Here is a 22,584-nt window from a genome sequence, read left to right as displayed (position 1 = left end):
GTGCAGCGGCAGGCATCAGAACCACAAAGCAATTGTGCCTGCAGCGGCGCCGGTGCCAATTACAGCCCCTGCAACAACATCGGACGGATAGTGCAGTCCAAGATAGATCCGGGAGAATCCGACGATGCAGGCGAGCGGCAGCAGGATAACGGTCAGGGCAGGGAAGGCTGCCATATAGGGAACCGTAGAGGCAAAGATAGCTGTAGTATGGCCTGAAGGAAAAGAATGATCCTTAAGCGGATTGCGAAATGTATTTGTTCCCGGAAGTGCCAGATACGGCCGCATGCGCGGGTAGAGCTTCTTGGCGATGGCAACGGGAATATGGCTGATCGTCAAGGACACAAGGGCCTGAAGCCCCGTCGTTCTCCACGGCTGCGGAGACAGCGCCCAGACCAGCATATTTATGCCGATGGCGCTTGTAGCTCCCCCCAGATGGGTAAGATAGAAGAGCCAGAAGTTCAGAAACGGGTTGTGCAGGCTTCCGTTAATCCACTTGAACAGGCGCCGCTCCAAGAGATGTAATCTCATAAATAAATGTCTCATATCTTGTTCCCTCCGATAGTACGGCTGAAGATAACAGGCGCGCAGGCTGCAGCAATTCTGTGTATGCCTTAAAGCTGTCTTTATCATACTTTTTTCAGGCAGTCCATTTCAAGGAAAAGCTCGGTTAAGCTCGGAAATTGCCAGTTTTGACTTGGGACCTCCTTACGCCTTACAATGATTCAAGCAGGCAGAACACGTTTAAAAGGTAACAGAGAAAAATGGAGTCCCTCAAGCGGAAATCCGTACACCCTCTTTTTAACGTGATAAACAAACAGCAAGCCTGCCTCGCCAATAAAAGGGAATGCTCTTGGTCTTACTGTAAGGGATGCAACAAAAGGGTCAGAAAGAACGTTTATCAAGTAAAAGAGAGAAAAAAAGAACACCAAGAGTGAAAAGGGGGCATCAAAAGGTCATGACAGACGCAGTGTTTGTTACGCTCCAAGTGATCTTGGCGGCAATCGCAGTCTATCAGTTTACTTTTTCATTGTTCGGACTGCACAAGCAAAAGAACAAGGCAAAGTTCGCTCCGCAAAAATCATTTGCTGTACTGGTTGCCGCACACAACGAGGAAGAAGTCGTCGGCGCGCTGATGGAGAATTTGAAGCAGCTTAATTATCCGAAGGAACTGTACGATGTATTCGTTATTTGCGACAACTGTACGGACGGTACGGCAAAAATTGTAAGAGAGCATGGCATGAATGCCTGCGTACGAACCAACACCAATCTGCGCGGCAAGGGCTACGCAATCGAATGGATGCTCAAGGAGCTGTGGGCAATGCCGCGGCAATATGACGCTGTGGTAATGTTCGATGCGGACAACCTGGCGCATACCGAATTCCTGACGGAGATGAACAATGATCTCTGCACAGGAGCACGGGTTATTCAAGGCTACATTGACACTAAGAATCCCGAGGATTCCTGGATTACCGCCGCTTACGGCGTATCTTACTGGTACATCAACCGGTTATGGCAGTTGTCGCGCCATAATCTGAATATGGCTAACTTCCTTGGCGGAACCGGCATGTGCTTCGAGACCAACCTGCTGAAGGAAATGGGCTGGGGAGCAACAAGCCTCGTTGAGGATTTGGAATTTACGATGCGCAGCGCATCGAAGGGCGTCTACCCAAGATTCAACTATGACGCCAAGGTTTTTGATGAGAAGCCGCTGACGTTCAAGGCTTCCTCAAGACAGCGGCTGCGCTGGATGCAGGGGCACTTTACAGTTGCCCGCCGTTATTTTTTTCCTTTGCTGTGGCAAAGTATTAAAGAACGCAGCCTGACGAAGTTTGACCTGGCGCTTTACGGGGCCAATGTTTACATCGTGCTGCTGACGTTCCTGATGACTGCCGTGATGTGGATCGACAACTCGCTGATGGGCGGTCCGCATATTGCCAACATCTACGGGCAACTGCCGCTTTGGCTTGGCTATTTCGCAGTTGGGGCCAACATTCTGACATTCCTGCTCGCAATGGCGCTGGAGAAGGTCAAATTCAAGAAGGTATACCTGTATTTGCTGGTCTTTCCAATCTACCTGATTTCTTGGTACCCCATCACGTTCTATGCGTTCTTCACGCAGAACAACAAGCAATGGAGCCATACCAAGCATACGCGTGTCGTAAGGCTTGAGGAAGTGCAGAGCAAACAGGTATCGTAGAACCGGGGCAGTGATATAGAACTGGCTCCAGAAGCCTTTTGAGAAAATATTTGTGGTACTATTGACACTCCTTACCCAAGTGGTGTATAGTATTCAAGTGTGCAAAACATAGGGATTGCAAGCAGAAGCACCGGCTTCTCACCTGACTGGCAAATACGCCGGCTGGTTTTGATCTCAATGCTTTATGGATGTTATAATTCATGAACGTTGATCAAACGGGGTGTCGGGAGTTACCGGCACCCCTTTTTTAATGGAGAACCGCAAGTAATTATTGCCCAAGTAGATCCGGAGGTGGAGAGTTATCAGTAAGGAACATATGATCAATGATGAAATTCGGGCCAAAGAGGTTCGGTTGGTTGGAGCGGAAGGCGAGCAAATTGGCATTAAGCCGATTCGCGAAGCGTTGCAGATGGCGATTGACCTTAATCTGGATTTAGTCAACGTAGCACCGCAGGCGAAGCCGCCAGTATGCCGCATCATGGATTACGGCAAGTTCCGTTATGAAACACAGAAGAAAGAGAAGGAAGCGCGCAAGAACCAGAAGATCGTAGACATCAAGGAAGTCTGGTTTCGGGCCAACATTGAGGAGCATGATTATCAGACCAAGTTCCGCAATGTAATCAAGTTCCTGGGTGAAGGCGATAAAGTGAAGTGCTCCGTGCGTTTCCGCGGACGTGAGATTACACACGCCAGCATCGGCCAAAAAATCCTGGAACGTGTTAAGAGTGAAGTGGAAGAGATTTCTGTTGTTGAGCGCCAGCCTAAGCTGGAAGGCCGCAGCATGATTATGATCTTGGCTCCCAAAGCCCAATAAATTTGGAGCCACTTGCACAGCAATTTGGCGCCGCATAATATTCAAGGAGGAAACACCATGCCTAAAATGAAAACCCACAGCAGTCTGAAAGGCCGTTTCAAGATTACCGGATCCGGCAAAGTACTGCGTTACAAAGCTCATAAGAACCACTTGCTGTCCCACAAATCGAAACGCGCAAAACGCGTATTGAACGGCAATCCAGTAATGGCCCCTGGGGATGTAAGACGTTTGAAACAAGGACTAGCTAACTTGAAATAGTTTTATCACACATTTTTGGGAGGTTTATTAATATGGCAAGAGTTAAAGGCGGATTTGTAGTTCGTCGTAGACATAAAAAAGTATTGAAGCTGGCAAAGGGTTATTTCGGTTCCAAGCACCGCATTTTCAAAACAGCTAACGAGCAAGTAATGAAGTCGATGGTATACGCATACCGTGACCGTCGTCAGACTAAACGTAACTTCCGCAGACTATGGATCGTTCGTATCAATGCTGCAGCCCGTTTGAACGGTCTTTCCTATAGCAAGCTTGTATTCGGTCTGAAGCTGGCTGGCGTAGAAGTGAACCGCAAAATGCTGGCTGACCTGGCAGTAAACGACATTAACGCATTCAACTCCCTGGCTGTAGTAGCCAAAGAGAAGATCAACGCGTAAAGCTTAGATGTAACCGAAAAGCACCGCCTGCGGGGTATCCCGTGTGACGGTGCTTTTTTGTGGCGTAAATCACTGCCTTGTTATTCCCAATATTTCGTGGTGCTAAGCTGGGAAGCGAGCGTTTTGCTGCTTGTCCTTCTGATCTTGCGCAGCTCAGAGCGCTGATCCGCAGATTCGCTGATAAGCTTCTCTTCATCAGTCTCGGCGACAATCGCCGGAACAGCGGCCGGAGTGCCGTCTTCATGAACGGCAACGAAGGTAAGGAAGGAAGTCGCGGCAACGGCGCGCTCGCCTGTATATAGGTTCTCGGAGATGATTTTAACAAATACCTCTATACTGGTCCGGCCTGTCCAGGAGACGAAGGATTCGAAGCAGACGGAATCTGAGGGTCTGATCGGCAGCAGAAAGTCCACAGAGTCCGCAGAGGCGGTCACCACGTTGGTGCGGCAGTGGCGCATGGCAGAGATGGAGGCGACCTCATCAATAGTGCTCATGAGCTTGCCGCCGAACAGTGTTTTGTGGTTGTTTACATCATTAGGGAACACACGTCCTGTTTTGAAAACACGGGATTCACGGCAGTATTTGGAGGCAGGCGCAGCTTGAGGGTTGTTGTGATTCTTGTCATCCATTAGTCAGTACTCCCTTTTCATACAATATGTAAGCATTCATGATAATAGAAAACCAATCTCCGTGCAATACTATTTATAATGTCCCAGAGCCGTATATGGAAATTCGAGGATTTCTAACATGATTTGAGCATTTTATTAACATGACGTGTCATAGTAAGCGATTTCTTGTGAAAAAATGCAAATAATTATTGACCTGGGGTCATTAATAGACTGGATTTTAGGTTTTTTAGCAGGTATAATTTGAGCTAATGGTATGTCCAAGCAGAACACAGAAGACATCCAATTTCTTAAGGGGGAACTCGATCAATGAAAAAGGTTTATCAGCTTTCTCTTGTTATGTTGCTCGCATTCACTGTCATTCTGGCAGGCTGCGGAAACAACAACAAAACAAACAATGCAGCAAGCACTAACGCTGGAGCAGCAACTAACGCACCGGCCGAAGCAACAGAAGCACCTACTGAAGCTCCTAAAACAGATGTTAAAGTCGGTCTCGTAACCGACGTAGGCGGCGTAAACGACAAATCGTTTAACCAATCCGCTTGGGAAGCTCTGCAGGCTCTTGAAAAAGAATCCGGCGTTGAAATTAAATATCTTCAAAGTAAATCCAATGCTGACTATGAGCCAAACCTTAACCAATTTGTTAAAGGCGGCTACAACCTGACTTGGGGTATCGGTTTTGACCTTGGCGACGCTGTTAAAAAGGTTGCTAGTGAGAACCCTAACGCTAATCTGGCGATCATCGACAGCGTAGTAGAAGCTCCTAACGTTGAATCGGTTACTTTCTCCGAAAATGAAGGCTCCTTCCTGGTTGGTGTGGTTGCCGGTCTGACAACTAAAACCAACAAAGTAGGTTTCATCGGCGGTATGGAAAGCCCGGTTATCAAACGTTTTGAAGTTGGCTTCAAAGCCGGCGTAGAAGCTGTGAACCCTAATGCAAAAGTTACTATTACTTATGCAGGCGCTTATGACAAGCCAGATACTGGTAAATCTTTGGCGGCTACTCTGTATGACGCAGGCAATGACATCATCTTCCCTGCTGCCGGCGCAACAGGCAACGGTGTATTCAACGAAGCTAAATCCCGCAACAAAGCAGGCGGCGCTAAAGTATGGGTAATTGGTGTAGACAAAGACCAATCCCTGGAATTCGGCGACGACGTAACTTTGACTTCCATGATCAAACGCGTTGACGAAGCGGTGAAGAAAGTTTCCCAACAGGTTGTTGACGGAACATTCAAAGGCGGCACTACAACTGTACTGGGTCTGAAAGACAACGGTGTAGGCCTTCCTGAAACATCCAAAGCCAACGTTTCTGCTGAAATTCTTGCCAAAGTTGACGAATACAGCAAAAAAATTGTTGACGGAACAATCAAAGTTCCTACTGAGTAATCCCGATTCACGTTTTCTAGCTGAATTAGTATAAACAAGGACAAGGCCGGTTATTGAGCTGGCCTTGTTCCCTGTTAAAACATCCGTAATAGGTGAACACAGCAGTGCCGTCCTTAAGGGGCGGTACAGCCGTGTCTAAGGCAATATATATTCTGTGATGAGGGTGATTCCATGAGTGCTGCGGCTCCTGTCGTAGAGTTGAAGCAAATCACAAAACGCTTTCCCGGTATCGTCGCGAACGACTCCATAAGTCTGACGCTGCAAAAAGGGGAGATTCATGCGCTGCTTGGTGAGAACGGGGCAGGCAAATCGACCTTGATGAATATCGTATTCGGACTGTACCAGCCCGATGAAGGCAGCATCGAAATCGACGGGAAACCGGTTATTATTGATAATCCCAATAAAGCAATTGAGCTTGGCATTGGGATGGTTCACCAGCATTTCAAGCTTGTAGAGCCTTTTACGGTAACCGAGAATATCGTTCTGGGGATGGAACCGAAAAAAGGTCTTAAAATCGACTATAAATCCGCCGCGGAGCAGGTCCGCAAGCTATCGGAGCAGTATGGCCTTCAAGTCAATCCGAATGCGAAGATTCATGACATTTCGGTCGGCATGCAGCAAAGGGTAGAAATTATGAAGACCTTATACCGCGGAGCGGATATTCTTATATTCGACGAGCCTACCGCTGTGCTTACGCCGCAGGAAATTACGGAACTTATGGCGATTATGAAGCGGCTCGTTGCAGAGGGCAAGTCCATTATTCTTATAACACATAAGCTTAAAGAAATTATGCAGATTTCTGACCGGGTTACGATTATCCGCCGGGGTAAAGTCATAGATACGGTGAAGACCTCAGATACCAATCCCAATGAGCTGGCTGAAAAAATGGTGGGACGCGGCGTAACCTTCAAGGTGGACAAGCAGGCCCCGCAGATCGGCTCCAGTGTCTTGAAGCTGTCTAATGTCAGCAGCAAGAGCAAGGATGGTGTCGCTATACTTAATGGACTCAGCTTTGAAGTGAAGGCTGGCGAAATTCTGGGCATCGCCGGTGTCGACGGGAATGGACAAAGCGAACTGATTCAGGCCATTACCGGCCTGTGCAAAATTGATTCCGGGTCCATCACAGTATCCGGCAAAGAAATTGCCAATCTGTCTCCTCGTAAAATTTCTGAGATGAACGTATCTCACATTCCAGAGGACCGTCACAAGCATGGTCTGGTACTCGACTTTACGGTAAGTGAAAACATGGTTCTTGAGACGTATTATAAGAGCCCTTATAACCAGAAAGGCTTCCTTAACAAAGAAGTTATTAATCAGCATGCCGAAGAATTAGTTAAACAGTTTGATGTGCGCACTCCTTCTATAGAGAACAAAGCACGTTCCTTATCGGGCGGTAACCAGCAGAAAGCGATTATTGCGCGGGAAATAGACAAAAATCCGACACTCTTGATTGCGGCTCAGCCCACGCGCGGTCTTGATGTGGGAGCGATTGAATTTGTACAGAAGCAACTGATTGAACAGCGTGACCAAGGCAAGGCTGTGCTGCTGATTTCTTTTGAGCTGGATGAAATTATGAATGTGTCCGATCGAATTGCCGTTATTTATGAAGGGCAGATTGTCGGCGAAGTATTTCCGCAGGATACGAATGATCAGGAGCTCGGTCTGATGATGGCGGGAAGCTTGAAGCGGGGAGGCCATGCGGATGAGTAGACTCAAAAAAATCTTTGCGACCGACAGCTATATTGTTCCATTGGTCGCAATTGTAATGGGCTTCCTGGTCGGAGCCATTGTTATGCTGATCGGCGGCTACGACCCTATTGCCGCATACTCCGCACTGTTCAAACGCGTTTTCGGTACCCCGTATGACTTCGGTGAAGCTATACGCGAAATGACGCCGCTGATGTTTACAGGGCTTGCGGTGGCTTTTGCCTTCCGTTCAGGGATGTTCAACATTGGGGCAGACGGACAAGTGCTTATCGGTATGACTGCAGCCTCTGTGGTAGGCATTAAGTTTGCCGGCAGCATCCCGACGTTTGTGCTTGTACCGCTTGCGGTGATCGTTGCCGGCCTCTGTGGCGGCCTCTGGGCAGGGATTGCCGGTTACCTGAAGGCGAAACGCGGAATCAATGAAGTTATTACTACAATTATGCTGAACTGGATTGCGCTTTTCTTGTCCAATTATATTGTACGAACGTTCCTGCTGCTTTCCGGACAGAACCGTTCGGAGGACATCCCGGCTTCGCTCTCGATGACGTTCCTGAACTCAATATTTGATAATGCCCGTCTGCACTGGGGAACAGTCCTGGCGCTTTGCGCAGCCGTGTTCTTCTATGTGTATTTGTGGAAAACCAAACAGGGCTATGAAATGCGTGCGGTTGGCCTGAACCCTCATGCTGCTGAGTATGCAGGGATGAACGTTGGCCGCAACGTTATGAAGGCGATGTTCATTAGTGGTGTTTTTGCCGGGCTTGCGGGAGCTGGAGAGGTGCTTGGCGTATTCCATTACCAATCCGTCTTTGCGGCATCGCCAGGCTACGGCTTTGACGGCATCGCTGTTGCCCTGCTGGGCTTAACGCATCCGCTGGGGGTCATCTTGGCCGCTATCCTGTACGGTACTTTGACTTATGGCTCTGCGGGAATGAGCTTTGGAGCGGATGTTCCTCCCGAACTGATCCGCATTGTCATTGGCTCAATTATTTTCTTCATTGCGGCTCAAGGAATAGTGCGTTGGGTGCTTAAACCGTTCTACCTCAAGCGCAAGAAAGAGAAGGTGTTATAGATGGACTTAGTAGTATTAGGCCAATTGCTCAATACAACACTTGTTTTTTCCACAGCGCTGATATTTGCTGCCCTCGGGGGCATCTTCTCTGAACGCTCCGGTGTTGTAAATATCGGACTTGAAGGCTTAATGATGTTCGGCGCTTTTGCCGCAGCGGTAGGCGGGTATTATGCTCAGGATGCCGGTATGGGAGCTTGGGCTCCCTGGATTGGCGTGCTGTGTGCGATGGCAGTCGGCATAATTGGCTCGCTGATTCATGCCGTCGCGTCGATTACGTTTAAGGCTGACCAGACGATCAGTGGTACGGTAATTAACTTCCTGGCAGCAGGCAGCACTCTTTATGTGGTAAAATTAATCTTCGACGGAGCCGGTGAAACACCGTTGCTGGATGGCTTCAGCAAGGTAGCGATTCCCGGGCTCTCCAAGATTCCGGTAATCGGCGAAGGGATATTTAATTCCTATCCGACAACCTACTTGGCGATTATACTGGTCATTGTCATTTATTTCGTGCTCTTCAAGACCCCGTTTGGGCTACGCCTGCGCGCTGTCGGCGAACATCCGAGTGCTGCGGATACTCTGGGTGTCAACGTAAAACGAATGAGATATATCGGCGTCATGCTGAGCGGTATGCTCGCTGGTATTGGCGGAGCCACGATTACACTTACAACAACGGGTACTTTTGCACATAATACGATTTCCGGTCAGGGCTTTATCGCCATTGCGGCGATGATCTTCGGGAAATGGAATCCGCTTGGCGCTTTCGGCGCGGCTGTTTTCTTCGGTTTTTCCCAAGCAATCCGCAACTATGTTCAATTGTTCGAATGGTCCAAGAACATTCCTCAAGAATTCATCTTTATGATTCCTTATGTATTGACTATTATCGTTCTGGTCAGTGCGGTTGGCCGTTCTTCGGCTCCTAAGGCATTGGGTGAACCTTACGATCCTAGTAAGCGCTAGTCCTTAGTCTAAAATTTGCAAAAACGCATTTCCGGTCTTTTCGGAAATGCGTTTTTTTGTTGCAGCATATAGTGAAATCAAAAGGGCAAGCGTACAAGCGAAGAGGCATGCCTGCGAATAGACTGTTCTGAGATGAAGTCATTTTAGGAGGGGTAATGATGGTACAGCCGGTAATGAAGAAGCAGGTGATGAAGCTGGTGGGTAAAAACATTGTTGCAGTCAAGAAGGATGGCTCCAAAGTGATGGGCAAGCTGCTCCGCGTTTCGGGGAATCGCCTTATTTTGAAACAGATGAATAGTAAAAAAGTACAAACAAAGGCATTGATTCCGCTGGTGCTGTTTGATTTGCTGGCTATTGGTACGGCTCCTTATGCTCAAGGAGGCTTTGGTTATCCGGGCGTCCCTTATGGTGGTTATGGACCTGGCCCTGTTCCTGGACCTTACGGACCTTACGGGCCTTACGGGCCTGGTCCTGGTGTTCCGCCGATTGGCTTCTTTTAGGCTCTGAATCTGCTGGCCAACTGTTTTTCAAATTCATAGCAATAGTTTTGCGGCTGATAACGGGCTACGCTGTAGCCCAATTTTTGATAAAAGGAAATGCCCGGGACATTCCCGGAATCCACCGATACTTTGGCTCTCAGGCATCCGCGTGATAGTGCAAACCGTTCCGCCCGGTCCATGAGTAAATTCCCCCAGCGTTTTCGCCTTGCAGATGGGGTAACAGCCAGCATATCTATATACAGCAAATCACCGTGCAGCATGAAGTGGACAAACCCGAGCGGATCGCTCTCATAATCGGGACAAGCTACAAGAGTAACCCCTTGCCCCAGCCGCCGGGGCAGATCTTTTCGGACCTGGTTGATCACGGTCTGCGGAAGATGCGACAATGGCACCAGTTGCTTTTCAATTAAATCAAGAATGACGGTGTCATCCTGCTTGGGTCTGCGGTAACGAATCATAAAAGCGCCCCCTCCACGCATTGTCGTACATCATATGCCCGCAGTGGTGTGGGCGTTCCGGTAAAAATAGAACATGTTTTTGTGACAGTCTCGGAAAAGAGGGTATTGACTAACCGTGTGAGGAATCATATAATGTGTCTAAACATTTTATCGAACATACATGCATCGGCAATGATGAGGACGAAGTTTTAAGGGCTCTTTTGCTCAGAGAGTGAGAGGAATTGCTGCAACCTCCACCAGAATCCCTTATATACGAGCTCACCTCGGAGCTGTTTTCCTGAAAGGTCCATCGGCAAGAGTGGTGGAATTATTAGGGGGAATCGTTTGGTCCGCGTTAGGGACTTCAGGTTACAAAGATTTGGGCCCTGCCTACATCGATGGATTTTTGTTACCTGATAAGGCATTGCATCGTGAGATGTAATGCAAACATGGGTGGTACCACGGAAGATCAACCTTTCGTCCCTCACGCGCTTGTCTTCTGCGCGTGGGAGGCGAAAGGTTTTTTTGTTGTAAGAACCTTAATTGTTGTATAAAAGACGGTCTGTCATTTGCATAATGAATGTTAACTATCGAAGGGAGGAATACTGATGAGCGCGCAAATACCTGAAGTGCGGTCTACAGAGCAGTTACGTGAGAAATGGAAGAAGCCGGAGGTGATTACCGGTTCCGAAGTCCTGCTGCGCAGTCTGGTGCTGGAAGGTGTAGATACGGTATTCGGATATCCCGGTGGAGCGGTATTGTACATCTATGACGCTCTTCATGGCTTCGACGATTTCAAGCATATTCTGACACGGCATGAGCAAGGCGCCATTCATGCGGCTGACGGCTACGCCAGAGCAAGCGGCAAAGCGGGCGTGTGCATCGCAACCTCGGGCCCGGGGGCAACAAACCTGGTAACGGGCATCGCCACCGCTTTCATGGATTCCGTTCCGCTGGTTGTAATCACCGGGAACGTGTTTTCCAGCCTGATCGGTACCGATGCGTTTCAGGAAGCGGATATTACAGGGATAACGATGCCGATTACGAAGCATAGCTATCTTGTACGCGATGTTGAAGACCTGCCGCGCATTATTCATGAAGCCTTCCATATCGCGAATACTGGACGCAAGGGTCCAGTGCTCATAGATATTCCAAAGGATGTATCGGCGGCACAAACCTTGTTCGCACCGGCACAGCAGCAAGGCGTCAATCTTCGCGGCTACAATCCGCGCACCGTGCCGAACAAGCTACAGCTCGACAAGCTGGTTCGTGCCATTGCCGAAGCGGAGCGTCCAATCATTCTTGCGGGCGGGGGCGTCATTTATTCAGGAGCTCATGAAGCGATGCACGAATTCGTGAAGCGCACTGAAATTCCAATCACCACAACCTTGCTGGGACTGGGCTGTTATCCGAGCGCGGATGAGCTGTGGATGGGAATGCCCGGCATGCACGGGACCTATACCGCCAACAATGCGATCCAGCAATGTGATCTGCTGATTAATATCGGCGCCCGGTTCGACGACCGTGTGACCGGCAAGCTGGACGGCTTCGCGCCAAAAGCCAAAATTGTCCACATTGATATTGATCCGGCGGAAATCGGTAAAAATGTATCGCCTGATATTCCGATTGTTGGCGATGTGAAGACGGTACTTGAAATGCTGATTCCTGATGTGAGCCGGGCTGGCAATGCCGATGCATGGAGAAGCCGGATTGCAGAGTGGAAGCGGAATTACCCGCTGCGTTACAATGATTCGGAGACTGAGCTGAAGCCGCAATGGGTTATTCAAATGATCAATGACACCACTAAGGGTGAGGCGATTGTTACTACGGATGTAGGCCAGCATCAGATGTGGACTGCGCAATATTATCAGTTCAATCATCCCCGCTCATGGATTACTTCCGGGGGACTCGGAACCATGGGTTTTGGATTCCCTTCGGCCATCGGAGCGCAAATGGCGAAGCCGGAGCGGCTGGTTGTATCCATCAACGGAGACGGAGGCATCCAGATGTGTTCCCAGGAGCTTGCCATCTGTGCGATCAACAACATACCAGTCAAAATTGTTGTCATCAACAACCAGGTTTTGGGTATGGTCCGGCAGTGGCAGAATCTCATTTATGAGAAGCGCTACAGCTACACCGATCTCGGAGGCAGCCCGGATTTTGTCAAGCTGGCTGAGGCTTATGGGGTAAAAGGACTGCGGGCAACGAATAAAGAAGAAGCTGGCGCAGCGTGGAAAGAAGCACTGGAAACGCCGGGACCCGTTCTGGTAGAATTCGTTGTTCCCAAAGACGAAAATGTCTACCCGATGGTAACTCAAGGGTCAACCATTGATCAAATGCTAATGGGGGATGAATGACAGTGATGAGGCATACGATTTCAGTGCTTGTGAATGACCAGCCGGGTGTGCTGCAGCGGGTTTCCGGCCTGTTCGGCCGCCGGGGCTTCAATATTGAGAGCATTACCGTCGGTCAGTCCGAGGAGGCCGGGCTGTCCCGTATGGTAATCGTTACGCTGGGCGACCAGCATACGCTGGAGCAGATTGAGAAGCAGCTCTACAAGCTGATTGATGTAATCAAGGTCGTGGATCTCGGCTCCAAGCCAATGGTTGCGCGGGAGCTGGCTTTGATCAAAGTCAAAGCTGAACCGGCGGAACGGCCGGAAATTATGGGTGTTGTGGAAACCTTCCGCGCGTCAGTCGTGGATATCGGCTCAACCAGCCTTCTGGTGCAGGTGGTTGGAGATACTCAGAAGATTGATGCGATGATTGAACTGCTCAAGCCATACGGCATTAAAGAGCTCTCACGCACAGGGGTTACGGCAATGATTCGCGGCAACGCCTAATCGTTATATTTTACGGCTTTAACGGATTGCTGCTGGTTTGCATTAATTTGATAAGATCATGGCATGGTAATTCCCGCGAAAGAGCGGGGGCTTGAGGAGCAGCCCGAATCCCAATACATGCTTGCCGGCTCTCTTGAAGCACCCGCTCTTTACGATGGGTCCCAAATTAAAGGAGGATATTGACAATGGCAGTGACAACGTACTATGAACAGGATGCAGAACTCAGTGTATTAAAAGGAAAGACAATTGCAGTAATCGGGTACGGCAGCCAAGGGCATGCCCAGGCACAGAACCTGCGTGACAGCGGTCTTCAAGTTGTCATCGGCCTTCGTGAAGGCAAATCGTTCGAAACCGCCAAGAATGACGGCTTTGAAGTATTGCCTGTAGCCGAAGCAGTATCCCGTGCAGATGTAGTGCAAATTCTGATGCCGGACGAAACACAGGCATCCGTATATAAAAATGAGATCGAACCGAACCTCAAAAAAGGCGCGGCGCTGATGTTCTCCCACGGCTTCAACGTGCATTTTGGACAAATCGTTGCCCCTAAGGATGCGGACGTGCTGCTGGTAGCCCCTAAATCTCCGGGTCACATGGTTCGCCGTACTTATGTTGAAGGCTTCGGCGTTCCCGGCCTGATCGCAATCGAACAGGATGCAACCGGCAATGCTCAAGCTATCGGTCTTGCTTATGCCAAAGGCATTGGCTGTACCCGCGCAGGGGTTATTGAAACCTCGTTCCGTGAAGAAACTGAAACTGATCTGTTCGGCGAGCAGGCCGTGCTTTGCGGTGGTGTATCCGCGCTGATCAAAGCCGGCTTCGAGACACTTACAGAAGCAGGTTATGCTCCTGAGATGGCATACTTCGAGTGCTTGCATGAAATGAAGCTGATTGTTGACCTGATCTATGAAGGAGGACTTGCAACAATGCGCGACTCCATCAGTAACACTGCGGAGTACGGTGATTATGTAACTGGACCGCGTATCATTACTGATGAAACCAAAAAAGCAATGAAGGCAGTCCTCAGCGATATTCAACAAGGTAAATTTGCTCGTGACTTTATCCTTGAGAATCAATCGGGCCGTGCCTTCCTGACTGCTACACGCCGTAATGAAGCCGCTCATCCGGTTGAAGTAGTGGGCAGCCAACTGCGTGAAATGATGCATTGGATCAAAAAATAGTCTCATATCCTTGAGAGAATGAATGTATTATAGTGTGATTCTCAGATGCGGCCCTAATTTTGCGGGCCGCATTTGAGGGTTTAGGGACAATCTTTTCAGGAGGTGCTCAGCTTGCGGAAAATATATGTGTTCGACACGACGTTGCGTGACGGAGAGCAGTCGCCGGGTGTGAATCTGAACACACGCGAGAAGGTAGAAATCGCATACCAGCTCGAGAAGCTGGGAATTGACCGGATGGAAGCAGGATTTCCTGCGGCTTCGCCGGGGGATTTGGCTGCGGTAAATGCAGTAGCTAGAGCCGTGAAGAACGTCACGCTGATCGGTCTTTCCCGTTCAAGAGAGAGTGATATCGACGCGGTGCGTGAAGCGCTGAAGGGGGCGCAGGACCCTTGCATTCATCTGTTCCTGGCGACTTCACCGATTCACCGGCAGCATAAGCTGCGGATGGAAAAGGCCGAAGTGCTGGAAACCGCGCAGGCAGCGATCCGCTATGCCAAGAAGTATTTCTCTAAGCTGGAATTCTCACTTGAGGATGCCGGCCGTACAGAACGTGATTTCATGGCCGAAATGGTGGCGATGGCAATCCGTGAAGGCGCAAATGTAGTCAATATCCCGGATACTGTGGGCTACCTGAACCCTGCGGAATATGGAGCGATCTTCAAGTTCCTCAAAGACACCGTACCAGACATTGAGAAGGTGCAGCTTAGCGCACACTGTCATAATGACTTGGGTATGGCTACCGCCAATACGCTTGCCGCGATTCAGAATGGTGCTGATCAGATTGAAGGTACAATCAATGGCATCGGCGAACGTGCCGGCAATACCGCTATCGAAGAGGTAGCGATGGCTCTGGAGACGCGCAGTGAATTTTTTGGTGCGAAAACCTCGCTGGTATTGTCTGAAATCTCCCGTACCAGCCGTCTGGTCAGCAAGCTGACCGGGATGGTCGTCCCCGGCAACAAGGCGATTGTTGGGGCAAATGCTTTTGCCCATGAGTCGGGGATTCACCAGGATGGAATGCTGAAGGAGAAAACGACCTACGAGATCATGACACCGGAAACGATTGGACTTAAGGAGAGCAAGCTGGTGCTCGGCAAGCATTCCGGCCGCCATGCGTTCCGCGACAAGCTCAGTGATCTGGGTTATGAACTTGCCGAGGACGAATTGAATGTTGCTTTTGCAAAATTCAAGGATCTGGCGGATAAGAAGAAGGAAGTCTCCGATGAGGATATACTGGCACTGCTGGAAGCGCGTTTGATTGATACGCCGGAAATTTTCAGTCTGCAGACGATTTATGTGACATATGGCAATGAAGCTACGCCAACGGCTAAGGTAATTATTCAGGGGCAGGAGCCGCAGCCGATTGTTGCGGTTGCCGAAGGCAATGGCTCAGTGGATGCGATCTACAACGCTATTGACCAGGCAACCGGCGAGGAAGTTACGCTGGGAGATTATTCGATCAAGGCGGTAAGCCGGGGCAAAGACGCACAGGGCGAGGTTCATGTCGTATTGTCTCAGGGAGGGGTTGCCGCACAGGGACGTGGTCTCAGCACCGATATTCTGGAGGCAAGCGCAAGAGCCTACCTGGATGCGCTGAACAAGCTGCTGGAGAAGCGTAAATCCTTTGCACAGCACGATCACGCGAGCCTGTAAAGCCCTTCTTTACTAAAACTAAAAAATCCATAGAAGCTGTCCAGACTGTAGAGTCAATCTACGGTTTGGGCAGCTTTTTTCATGTCTGTTCAGAAATTGTTCATTCGGTGAGAGTACAGTTACAGTTGCTGGTACAAATATTTGAACTAAAGAAAGGGAGGCATATTGTAAAACGATGTTGAAAAAGAGATTAGCAGTCATACTTAGTTTACTCATACTAATCGTACAAGGTGCTTATGGGTTTGGCTTCAACACAGAGGTTAATGCAGCACCCACACAGATCACTGATCATATCATTACCAGTGTAACCATGGCCGTTTATGATAACGGTGTTCCCGTAACGGATGTGGTCTACAAGCAGGGAGCCGAGGTTAAACTGAGCTATGACTGGGCGCTCCCGGATGACACGTATCATGGCGGAGCTACATATAGCTTTGATCTGCCCAATAACTTTGTGCTCGCCAGTGACATCATGAATACTCCGCTCAAGTCGGACGGCATTACACTGGGCCATTTTGATGTGCTGAAGGGCAGTCCCAACAAGGTTGTGATGACCTTTGGCGATGACAATGACACTGACACATTTTTTGGAGTGCATGGATCTTTTACCATCAGCACGAAATTCGATAAAGCCAGCTTTACGGAAACGACAGTGCAGCATATCGTATTCCCGATTGACGGAGGCAACCAGACAGTAACGCTTCAATTTATTCCTGATGTCCCCTCGACAATTGGCAAAAGCGGCAAAGCAGTCGGCTCCAACGCGAACAACCTCAACGCCAAGCAAATAGCTTGGACCGTGGACGTGAATAAGGTTCTGTCGAATGTCTATGGCGCGAGTGTAACCGATACGATTCCGGCAGGGCTGACATTAGTGAGTCCGCTGGATGTAAAGGTATATGAGCTTAATGTGAAGCTGGACGGATCAGTCACCCAGGGGGCGGAAATCGCTTCTTCCCGTTATGTGGCTGGAACCTCGGGGGGGAAGCTGAACGTTGCTTTTAATGATTCCCCTATCACTGGAGCTTACCGGATTCAATATACTACGAATATCACCGATACCACCAAGACAAGCTTCACCAATAATGCGTCCTTCAGCGGCACCGGGCTGGCGTCAACGACGGCGTCGGCAACAGTTAACGTCAGCAACGGTACGCCTTTGAAGAAAGTTTCCAGTGACTACAAATCCGCAACACAGGTTACGTATTGGGAGATTAATTATAACTACAATGAGGCAACCGTCGCTCAGGCTGATGCCGTGCTGAAGGATTATTTCAACGACACTCAAGAGCTGGTAGCAGGCTCTCTGCAGGTGTTCCCGGTGAGCTTCGTGAGTAACTCTGCAGGCGTTGCAGATCCCACTGCGGTGAGCAATTATACGCTGGATCTACCTTCAGTTCCGGTTAGCGGCAAGAACGGTTTTGAACTGAAGTTCAACGGCGATATCAGCAGCGCCTATAAAATTAAATACCAGACGAAAGCCATCAATCGTGTATTGAACAATGAGACGATTAGCAACTCGGTTACATCGGGCACGGCAAGCACTTCAGCAACACGCGATATCAGTCAGGTGATCATCAATAAAAGTGTTGCTGACTATAACTATGCCTTGAAAACTGTAAAGTGGTCCGTGTCCATCAATGGCGACAGCTACCCGATGAATGAGGTAGTCGTTAAGGATGTCTTTACCCATAAGGGATTAAAGATTGTTCCAGGCACTATTGTCGTTAAGAAGGGCGGAAGCACGATTACTTCGGGCTTCACGATTGAGAATCAGAACGAGTCCACCGGGTTTGACGTGAAATTCGACTCGCAGATTACCGGACCTTACACCATAACATACGAGACCTACTTCGATAACAAATGGCTTGACTACAATTGGTTGACTACGGCAGCCCAGTTTGAGAATAAAGCTGCAATTGAATGGAAAGATCCCGGCTCGACCACTGTGAATACGAAGACCGATACGGCCACCTTTAATCCGAACCCTTCGGAAAAGGCTAACGGATTCAAGAGCGGTGCGTACAATGCGGTGAGCAAGGAAATTACCTGGACGATCGGGATCAATTACAACCGCAACCCGCTTGCCAGCGCAAAAGTAACAGATACCCTCACTGACCAGCAGAAATACATTCCGGGTTCGGTAGAGGTCTATGAACTGAATGTCGGCAAAGACGGGAATTCCACCAAAAGCTCCACCAAGCTTGCACTTGGTACAGACTATACCGTAACGTATACCGACAGCAGCAAGCTGCTCGAAGTACAGTTCAAAAATGCAATCAGCAAGGCCTACTATGTTATTTTCAAAACAAGCCTGCAAGGGGAGCTAGTCGATAGTCCGACAATTTACAATACTGCGAACCTGTACAGCGAAGGCGACAAGGAATCTCAGAATTTGACTGCCTCGCTGACTATACCAAAGGCTAATGAATTCGTCTCGAAAAGCGGAACACAGAGCAATACTAAGATTAAATGGTCCGTTAACATCAACTACAGCCTGTCGTATGTAGAAAAAGCTGTTCTGACGGATGATCCAAGCGACAATCAAATTTTGGTGGCTGATTCGTTCAAGCTATATCCGACTACAGTCAATGCGGCTGGCGACATCACCAAAGTAACAACCCCCCTGAGCAAGGGAACGGACTACGATCTCGTAATCAGCACCAATGAGGATACGGGCAAACAGCAGTTTGTGCTTAGCTTCAAGACACCTATTGAGAAAGCCTACATTTTGGAGTACGAATCACTGATTGTAGCCAATAATAATGATAAAGTGTCCAACAGTGTGAAATTGAGCGGAGAGAACTCTGCTACGATTACCAAGCAAAGCTCTAAGGATATTATCGTTGCCCTCTCTACAGCGGACGGGGTGGGAGAAGGCACCAGAAAAACATTGAACGTTGTAAAAGAGGATGCGGCAGATCATTCACTGCTTAGCGGGGCAACCTTTGCGCTCTACCGGAAATCCGGTTCTACCGAAGTGCTCTTTAGTACACTTACAACGGATGCAGCAGGACAAGCTGTGTTTAAAAACCTGTGGCCGGGAAGCTATGTACTGCAGGAGATAGCCGCTCCTACCGGATATGTTGTTAATTCTGCCAAAATACCTGTGACGTTTGGCTCGACAGCAGCAACAACCTTGACTGTGCCTAACCAAAAGCTTGCAACGGCAACGCCGACAGCATCACCGACTCCAACAGCAACACCGATGGCATCACCAACAATGACACCACCAACACCAACACCGACAGTAGCACCAACAGCGACATTAGCACCATCGGCAACACCGACGGTAACACCAACAGCGGTACCTACAGCAACACCAATAGTGGTACCTACAGCAACACCAACAGCGGTACCAACAGCGGTACCAACGGCAACACCAACAGCGGTACCAACAGCGACACCAACAACAGTACCAACAGAGGTACCAACAGCGACACCAACAACAGTACCAACAGCAACACCAACACCAACAGCGACACCAACGCCGACTCCAGTGCCTGATTATTCTACACCGGCACCGGTGACTTCGACGATACCAGGGGTCATTGTTACGCCTGCACCATCAGCAACAGCGACGCCAACGACGACCATTACGCCAAGCACATCGCCGTCTGCATCACCAACCGCAACGCCGGTACAGACGCCAACGGCAACCAGTACGCCGGCCGCTCCGCAGGCTACATCGGCTACTACGCTTCAGGATATTCCGATCGAAGGTGAGATCCCGCTTGGCGGTATTCCAAGCATCGGTAATGATCCTGCTCATGGTAAGGTAACTATTACGCCGGATGGCAAATGGAAGTATACTCCGGAGCCGGGATATACGGGAAAAGACAAATTTACAATTATCGTGACGGATGAGGACGGGAATGAGGAAGAGGTAGTCATTGAAGTGGATGTCGATGAAGTGCCGAAAGGTACGGTAACCGATACTACGGACGATGGTTTGCCCGGCAAGCTTCCCCAGACCGGAGAAGAGAGCCCTCTCCCGCTGTACTTAACAGGCGGCGGACTTATTATTCTGGGAGCTATTCTGGCGAGAAGATTTAAATCACGCGATAAGCAGGAGTAGCCGTGTGCAAAATATTAAGATGAACTTAAAAAAAATCATGTAGAAGCAGCAGATCACCAATATTAAAAAATGCCAAAGACATTCCGTGCAGTTCGGGTGTCTTTGGCATTTATTTTTTTATTCATGAATATCTTATAGGCTCTTCATGTTATAGGCTTTCCAATTCTCATACCAGGTTCTAATATTAGCCGGCAGCTCAATGCTGAGCTCCTGGTTTAGGAGTTCCGTGAGAATATGATATTGGTCTTCAACCGCCGAACGCTCTCCAATGCTGTCGTATACCTTCATAAGGCCCAAGTACCCCTGCTCAAAATAAGGCTGTAGCTGCACGATCCGCTGGTACACGGTTACCGCTTCGGCAATTTTTCCGCTGTCCACATAGAATTCTGCGATCCCCATCGCATGATGGAGCCAAATGGTCCGCAGGCGCTGGCGTTCACTCTCCGCCCACAGATAATCGTAATCGCTTAAATAGTCTCCGGAGTAGAAATCAAATAAACGCTGATGATCCTCATAGTTCATCGGGTTTATCGCATTCTGGGCAAGGATGCTTTTCTCCCATTCGGAGCTGTCGATGAGCAGGTTTCCCGTCTCAAGGGTGTACCCCTCGCCGCCGCTGACATTGCTGATCTGCAGCTCAATCTCTGCTTGCTTCAGACACTGACGTACCTGGTACACAGTTGTATATAGGTGTGTTGAGGCTTTTTTGAGGTTGGTATTCGGCCAGAGCAGCTCAATTAAGCTGTCCTTACTGACAAAACGGTTGCGGTTATGAAATAAATACGCGAATAATTCCTGAGCCTTGGAGGTACGCCAGCGGATAGCCGGCAGCGGCTGGCCGCCGCGCTCAAAGCGCAGGGACTGAAAGCAGCGGATCATAATCTCATTCGCAGGTTTCATGGTGAGACGCTGCTCCTGACTCAATCGTTCTTCCAGCCGCTGAATGGTCTTGAGCAGCCGGTCCCGCCGCGCCGGCTTTAGAACATAGTCAAGGGCGTATAGCTCGAAGGCCTCCACGGCATAGCTATTATAGGCGGTAACGAATACAATGCTTGCCCGGGGGTACTCACGTTGCATGATCTCCGCCGCCTGTATCCCATTCATTTCGGGCATATCAATGTCCAGAAAAATAACATCAGGCGCCAGGCTTGCCGCTGCAGTGACAGCTTCGGCCGGATCGGTATAAGTGGCAATTACTTCTACTGTTGACCATTCTTCCAGCATCAGTTTCAATTTCATGAGAGCAAGCCGTTCATCATCCACAAGCATCGCTTGAATCATTATAATCTCACCATTTCTTTAAGGATTAATGTTAGCTAATTTCGACATAAACTTTTGTTTTCCTTCTATCGTGGTGGAACCTGCTGTAGGATATAGGGGGAGAGGGCTTTTTGGCCGGCTCAAAAATTTATTATATTCTCTGCAGGGGATGTCTGCTATCCGGCGTCTAACGTTATGAAGCTGAAGGAGGGGAGAACAACTTGGAAGAGACAGAATGGATATCTGTTGTGCTGAACGGAGAGCATCAGGCCTTTGGGCATTTGGTGGCACGTTATCAAGGCATGGTGTACCGGGTATGCATTAAAATTACAGGAGAAGCCGAGTCAGCCAAGGATATGGCCCAGGAGGTTTTTATCAAAGCTTACAAGGCGCTCCCTTCCTTCAGAGGGCAATCTTCGTTCTCTACCTGGCTGTACCGGATCGCTTACCGGACGTGTCTGGACTGGAAACGGGCCAATGACAGGGAATGGCGGCACCGCAGTACGGCAGATTATACCGAGAACGACTGGGTGACATCGCAAACGCCTGAGCATGCCCTGCTTCGCAAGGAAGCATCCGAGGCGCTTGGCGAGAATCTAAATAATCTCACGGAGCCGTACCGGTCGGTCGTGCAGATGTATTATTTTCAGCGTCACTCTTATCAGGAAATTGCCGACCAGAAAGGTGTATCAGTAAAAACGGTGGAATCACAGCTTTATCGGGCCAGGCAGATGATGCGCAAAAGCGGGGAGGATTGGCGATGAATTGTGCAACAGTAAAAGAATGGATGCCGCACTATATTGACGGTTTGTTGTCTCCCGAGGTGGAGCTGAGAATCCGCCTGCACATCGAGTCTTGCCAGGACTGCGCGCAGTGGCTGGAGGAAGCCAGAGAAATGGCGGCATTATGGAATGAAATGGAGATAGATCAGAAGCCTGGGCTCGCACAGGACTATCCTGATATTACTGCGGGTGTGATGGCTCATATTGAGCAGCTTGAGACGGGACGCCGGGAACGTGCGGTTAGAGCCACAATGGCTAGACGCCGCACAGCTCCGAGAACCTCATGGGTACACTATGGAGTCGCGGTTGGTCTGACTCTCATCCTGCTGCAGCTTGGTGTGTTCAAAGATATGGCATACGGAATTACCGAGATTAACGGGCATATGTCTACTTCAGTCAGCGCCTGGCTGGACCATAGCGGAGCGAAAAAGTAAAAGTACTT

General features: G+C 49.4%; 20 protein-coding genes. 16 read left to right on the top strand and 4 right to left on the bottom strand.

Features of this window, described 5'->3' with window-relative positions; translation table 11 throughout:
- Window positions 1-15: 15 nt before the first annotated feature.
- Window positions 16-543, bottom strand: a complete 528-nt coding sequence (locus B212_RS0120115; protein ID WP_019912831.1) for a phosphatase PAP2 family protein — start codon at window positions 541-543, stop codon at window positions 16-18.
- A gap of 412 nt (window positions 544-955) precedes the next feature.
- Here B212_RS0120115 and B212_RS0120110 point away from each other — a divergent pair, with 412 nt between their 5' ends.
- The 4 genes from B212_RS0120110 (at window position 956) to rplT (ending at window position 3,661) form a co-directional block, all read left to right on the top strand.
- Entirely contained in the window at window positions 956-2,197 is a 1,242-nt protein-coding gene (locus tag B212_RS0120110; protein WP_019912830.1) for a glycosyltransferase family 2 protein, read from the top strand.
- A 316-nt stretch (window positions 2,198-2,513) separates the two neighbouring features.
- A complete protein-coding gene (gene infC / locus B212_RS0120105; RefSeq protein ID WP_019912829.1) occupies window positions 2,514-3,011 on the top strand; it encodes a translation initiation factor IF-3 in 498 nt (165 codons plus the stop codon).
- 57 nt (window positions 3,012-3,068) lie between these two features.
- A complete protein-coding gene (gene rpmI, locus B212_RS0120100) occupies window positions 3,069-3,269 on the top strand; it encodes a 50S ribosomal protein L35 (protein WP_019912828.1) in 201 nt (66 codons plus the stop codon).
- A 32-nt stretch (window positions 3,270-3,301) separates the two neighbouring features.
- On the top strand, window positions 3,302-3,661 hold the full coding sequence (rplT, locus tag B212_RS0120095; RefSeq protein WP_019912827.1) for a 50S ribosomal protein L20: 360 nt from the start codon (window positions 3,302-3,304) through the stop codon (window positions 3,659-3,661).
- Window positions 3,662-3,741: 80 nt separating this feature from the next.
- Here the strand turns inward: rplT and B212_RS0120090 are convergent, their stop codons facing one another.
- On the bottom strand, window positions 3,742-4,290 hold the full coding sequence (locus B212_RS0120090; RefSeq protein ID WP_019912826.1) for an acyl-CoA thioesterase: 549 nt from the start codon (window positions 4,288-4,290) through the stop codon (window positions 3,742-3,744).
- A 306-nt stretch (window positions 4,291-4,596) separates the two neighbouring features.
- Here B212_RS0120090 and B212_RS0120085 point away from each other — a divergent pair, with 306 nt between their 5' ends.
- The 5 genes from B212_RS0120085 (at window position 4,597) to B212_RS0120065 (ending at window position 9,912) form a co-directional block, all read left to right on the top strand.
- On the top strand, window positions 4,597-5,676 hold the full coding sequence (locus tag B212_RS0120085; protein ID WP_019912825.1) for a BMP family lipoprotein: 1,080 nt from the start codon (window positions 4,597-4,599) through the stop codon (window positions 5,674-5,676).
- A 171-nt stretch (window positions 5,677-5,847) separates the two neighbouring features.
- Window positions 5,848-7,386 (top strand): ABC transporter ATP-binding protein, encoded by a 1,539-nt coding sequence (locus B212_RS0120080; RefSeq protein WP_019912824.1) that lies wholly within the window; start codon window positions 5,848-5,850, stop codon window positions 7,384-7,386.
- Window positions 7,379-8,455: an ABC transporter permease gene (locus B212_RS0120075; protein WP_019912823.1), complete on the top strand. Its 1,077-nt coding sequence runs from the start codon at window positions 7,379-7,381 to the stop codon at window positions 8,453-8,455. Before B212_RS0120080 ends, B212_RS0120075 begins: the two co-directional genes overlap by 8 nt.
- A complete protein-coding gene (locus tag B212_RS0120070) occupies window positions 8,456-9,412 on the top strand; it encodes an ABC transporter permease (protein ID WP_019912822.1) in 957 nt (318 codons plus the stop codon).
- A gap of 158 nt (window positions 9,413-9,570) precedes the next feature.
- Window positions 9,571-9,912, top strand: a complete 342-nt coding sequence (locus tag B212_RS0120065) for a hypothetical protein (protein ID WP_019912821.1) — start codon at window positions 9,571-9,573, stop codon at window positions 9,910-9,912.
- On the opposite strand, the gene B212_RS0120060 is transcribed toward B212_RS0120065, so the two are convergent.
- Window positions 9,909-10,370 (bottom strand): GNAT family N-acetyltransferase, encoded by a 462-nt coding sequence (locus B212_RS0120060; RefSeq protein WP_019912820.1) that lies wholly within the window; start codon window positions 10,368-10,370, stop codon window positions 9,909-9,911. The genes B212_RS0120065 and B212_RS0120060 overlap by 4 nt on opposite strands.
- Window positions 10,371-10,957: 587 nt before the next feature.
- On the opposite strand from B212_RS0120060, the gene ilvB reads away from it, so the two are divergent.
- From ilvB to B212_RS31990, 5 genes are all read left to right on the top strand, one after another.
- Complete coding sequence (gene ilvB, locus B212_RS0120055; protein ID WP_019912819.1) at window positions 10,958-12,706, top strand: biosynthetic-type acetolactate synthase large subunit; 1,749 nt, start codon at window positions 10,958-10,960, stop codon at window positions 12,704-12,706.
- Entirely contained in the window at window positions 12,703-13,191 is a 489-nt protein-coding gene (gene ilvN, locus B212_RS0120050; protein ID WP_019912818.1) for an acetolactate synthase small subunit, read from the top strand. Before ilvB ends, ilvN begins: the two co-directional genes overlap by 4 nt.
- 185 nt (window positions 13,192-13,376) lie before the next feature.
- Window positions 13,377-14,369, top strand: a complete 993-nt coding sequence (ilvC, locus tag B212_RS0120045) for a ketol-acid reductoisomerase (RefSeq protein ID WP_019912816.1) — start codon at window positions 13,377-13,379, stop codon at window positions 14,367-14,369.
- 111 nt (window positions 14,370-14,480) lie between these two features.
- Window positions 14,481-16,022, top strand: a complete 1,542-nt coding sequence (locus B212_RS0120040; protein ID WP_019912815.1) for a 2-isopropylmalate synthase — start codon at window positions 14,481-14,483, stop codon at window positions 16,020-16,022.
- A gap of 175 nt (window positions 16,023-16,197) precedes the next feature.
- Complete coding sequence (locus B212_RS31990; RefSeq protein ID WP_019912814.1) at window positions 16,198-20,100, top strand: collagen binding domain-containing protein; 3,903 nt, start codon at window positions 16,198-16,200, stop codon at window positions 20,098-20,100.
- Between the two features lie 132 nt (window positions 20,101-20,232).
- Here the strand turns inward: B212_RS31990 and B212_RS0120030 are convergent, their stop codons facing one another.
- Window positions 20,233-21,381 (bottom strand): response regulator, encoded by a 1,149-nt coding sequence (locus B212_RS0120030; protein ID WP_019912813.1) that lies wholly within the window; start codon window positions 21,379-21,381, stop codon window positions 20,233-20,235.
- A gap of 200 nt (window positions 21,382-21,581) precedes the next feature.
- Here B212_RS0120030 and B212_RS31985 point away from each other — a divergent pair, with 200 nt between their 5' ends.
- Together B212_RS31985 and B212_RS0120020 are read left to right on the top strand one after the other, a co-directional pair.
- Complete coding sequence (locus tag B212_RS31985; RefSeq protein WP_019912812.1) at window positions 21,582-22,124, top strand: RNA polymerase sigma factor; 543 nt, start codon at window positions 21,582-21,584, stop codon at window positions 22,122-22,124.
- Window positions 22,121-22,576 carry a zf-HC2 domain-containing protein gene (locus B212_RS0120020; RefSeq protein WP_019912811.1) on the top strand — a complete coding sequence of 152 codons (456 nt, stop codon included), beginning with the start codon at window positions 22,121-22,123 and terminating at the stop codon, window positions 22,574-22,576. The genes B212_RS31985 and B212_RS0120020 overlap by 4 nt, the downstream gene beginning before the upstream one ends.
- The last annotated feature ends 8 nt before the right edge of the window (window positions 22,577-22,584 follow it).

The sequence above is a fragment of the Paenibacillus sp. HW567 genome (genome assembly GCF_000374185.1).
Taxonomy (GTDB): domain Bacteria; phylum Bacillota; class Bacilli; order Paenibacillales; family Paenibacillaceae; genus Paenibacillus_AQ.
This window is presented reverse-complemented; position numbering and strand designations above follow the sequence as displayed.

Coding starts and splice junctions, on each gene's coding strand:
- B212_RS0120115 (WP_019912831.1), bottom strand. CDS start 543: ATGAGACATTTATTTATGAGATTACATCTCTTGGAGCGGCGCCTGTTC.
- B212_RS0120110 (WP_019912830.1), top strand. CDS start 956: ATGACAGACGCAGTGTTTGTTACGCTCCAAGTGATCTTGGCGGCAATC.
- infC (WP_019912829.1), top strand. CDS start 2,514: ATGATCAATGATGAAATTCGGGCCAAAGAGGTTCGGTTGGTTGGAGCG.
- rpmI (WP_019912828.1), top strand. CDS start 3,069: ATGCCTAAAATGAAAACCCACAGCAGTCTGAAAGGCCGTTTCAAGATT.
- rplT (WP_019912827.1), top strand. CDS start 3,302: ATGGCAAGAGTTAAAGGCGGATTTGTAGTTCGTCGTAGACATAAAAAA.
- B212_RS0120090 (WP_019912826.1), bottom strand. CDS start 4,290: ATGGATGACAAGAATCACAACAACCCTCAAGCTGCGCCTGCCTCCAAA.
- B212_RS0120085 (WP_019912825.1), top strand. CDS start 4,597: ATGAAAAAGGTTTATCAGCTTTCTCTTGTTATGTTGCTCGCATTCACT.
- B212_RS0120080 (WP_019912824.1), top strand. CDS start 5,848: ATGAGTGCTGCGGCTCCTGTCGTAGAGTTGAAGCAAATCACAAAACGC.
- B212_RS0120075 (WP_019912823.1), top strand. CDS start 7,379: ATGAGTAGACTCAAAAAAATCTTTGCGACCGACAGCTATATTGTTCCA.
- B212_RS0120070 (WP_019912822.1), top strand. CDS start 8,456: ATGGACTTAGTAGTATTAGGCCAATTGCTCAATACAACACTTGTTTTT.
- B212_RS0120065 (WP_019912821.1), top strand. CDS start 9,571: ATGGTACAGCCGGTAATGAAGAAGCAGGTGATGAAGCTGGTGGGTAAA.
- B212_RS0120060 (WP_019912820.1), bottom strand. CDS start 10,370: ATGATTCGTTACCGCAGACCCAAGCAGGATGACACCGTCATTCTTGAT.
- ilvB (WP_019912819.1), top strand. CDS start 10,958: ATGAGCGCGCAAATACCTGAAGTGCGGTCTACAGAGCAGTTACGTGAG.
- ilvN (WP_019912818.1), top strand. CDS start 12,703: ATGACAGTGATGAGGCATACGATTTCAGTGCTTGTGAATGACCAGCCG.
- ilvC (WP_019912816.1), top strand. CDS start 13,377: ATGGCAGTGACAACGTACTATGAACAGGATGCAGAACTCAGTGTATTA.
- B212_RS31990 (WP_019912814.1), top strand. CDS start 16,198: ATGTTGAAAAAGAGATTAGCAGTCATACTTAGTTTACTCATACTAATC.
- B212_RS0120030 (WP_019912813.1), bottom strand. CDS start 21,381: ATGATTCAAGCGATGCTTGTGGATGATGAACGGCTTGCTCTCATGAAA.
- B212_RS0120020 (WP_019912811.1), top strand. CDS start 22,121: ATGAATTGTGCAACAGTAAAAGAATGGATGCCGCACTATATTGACGGT.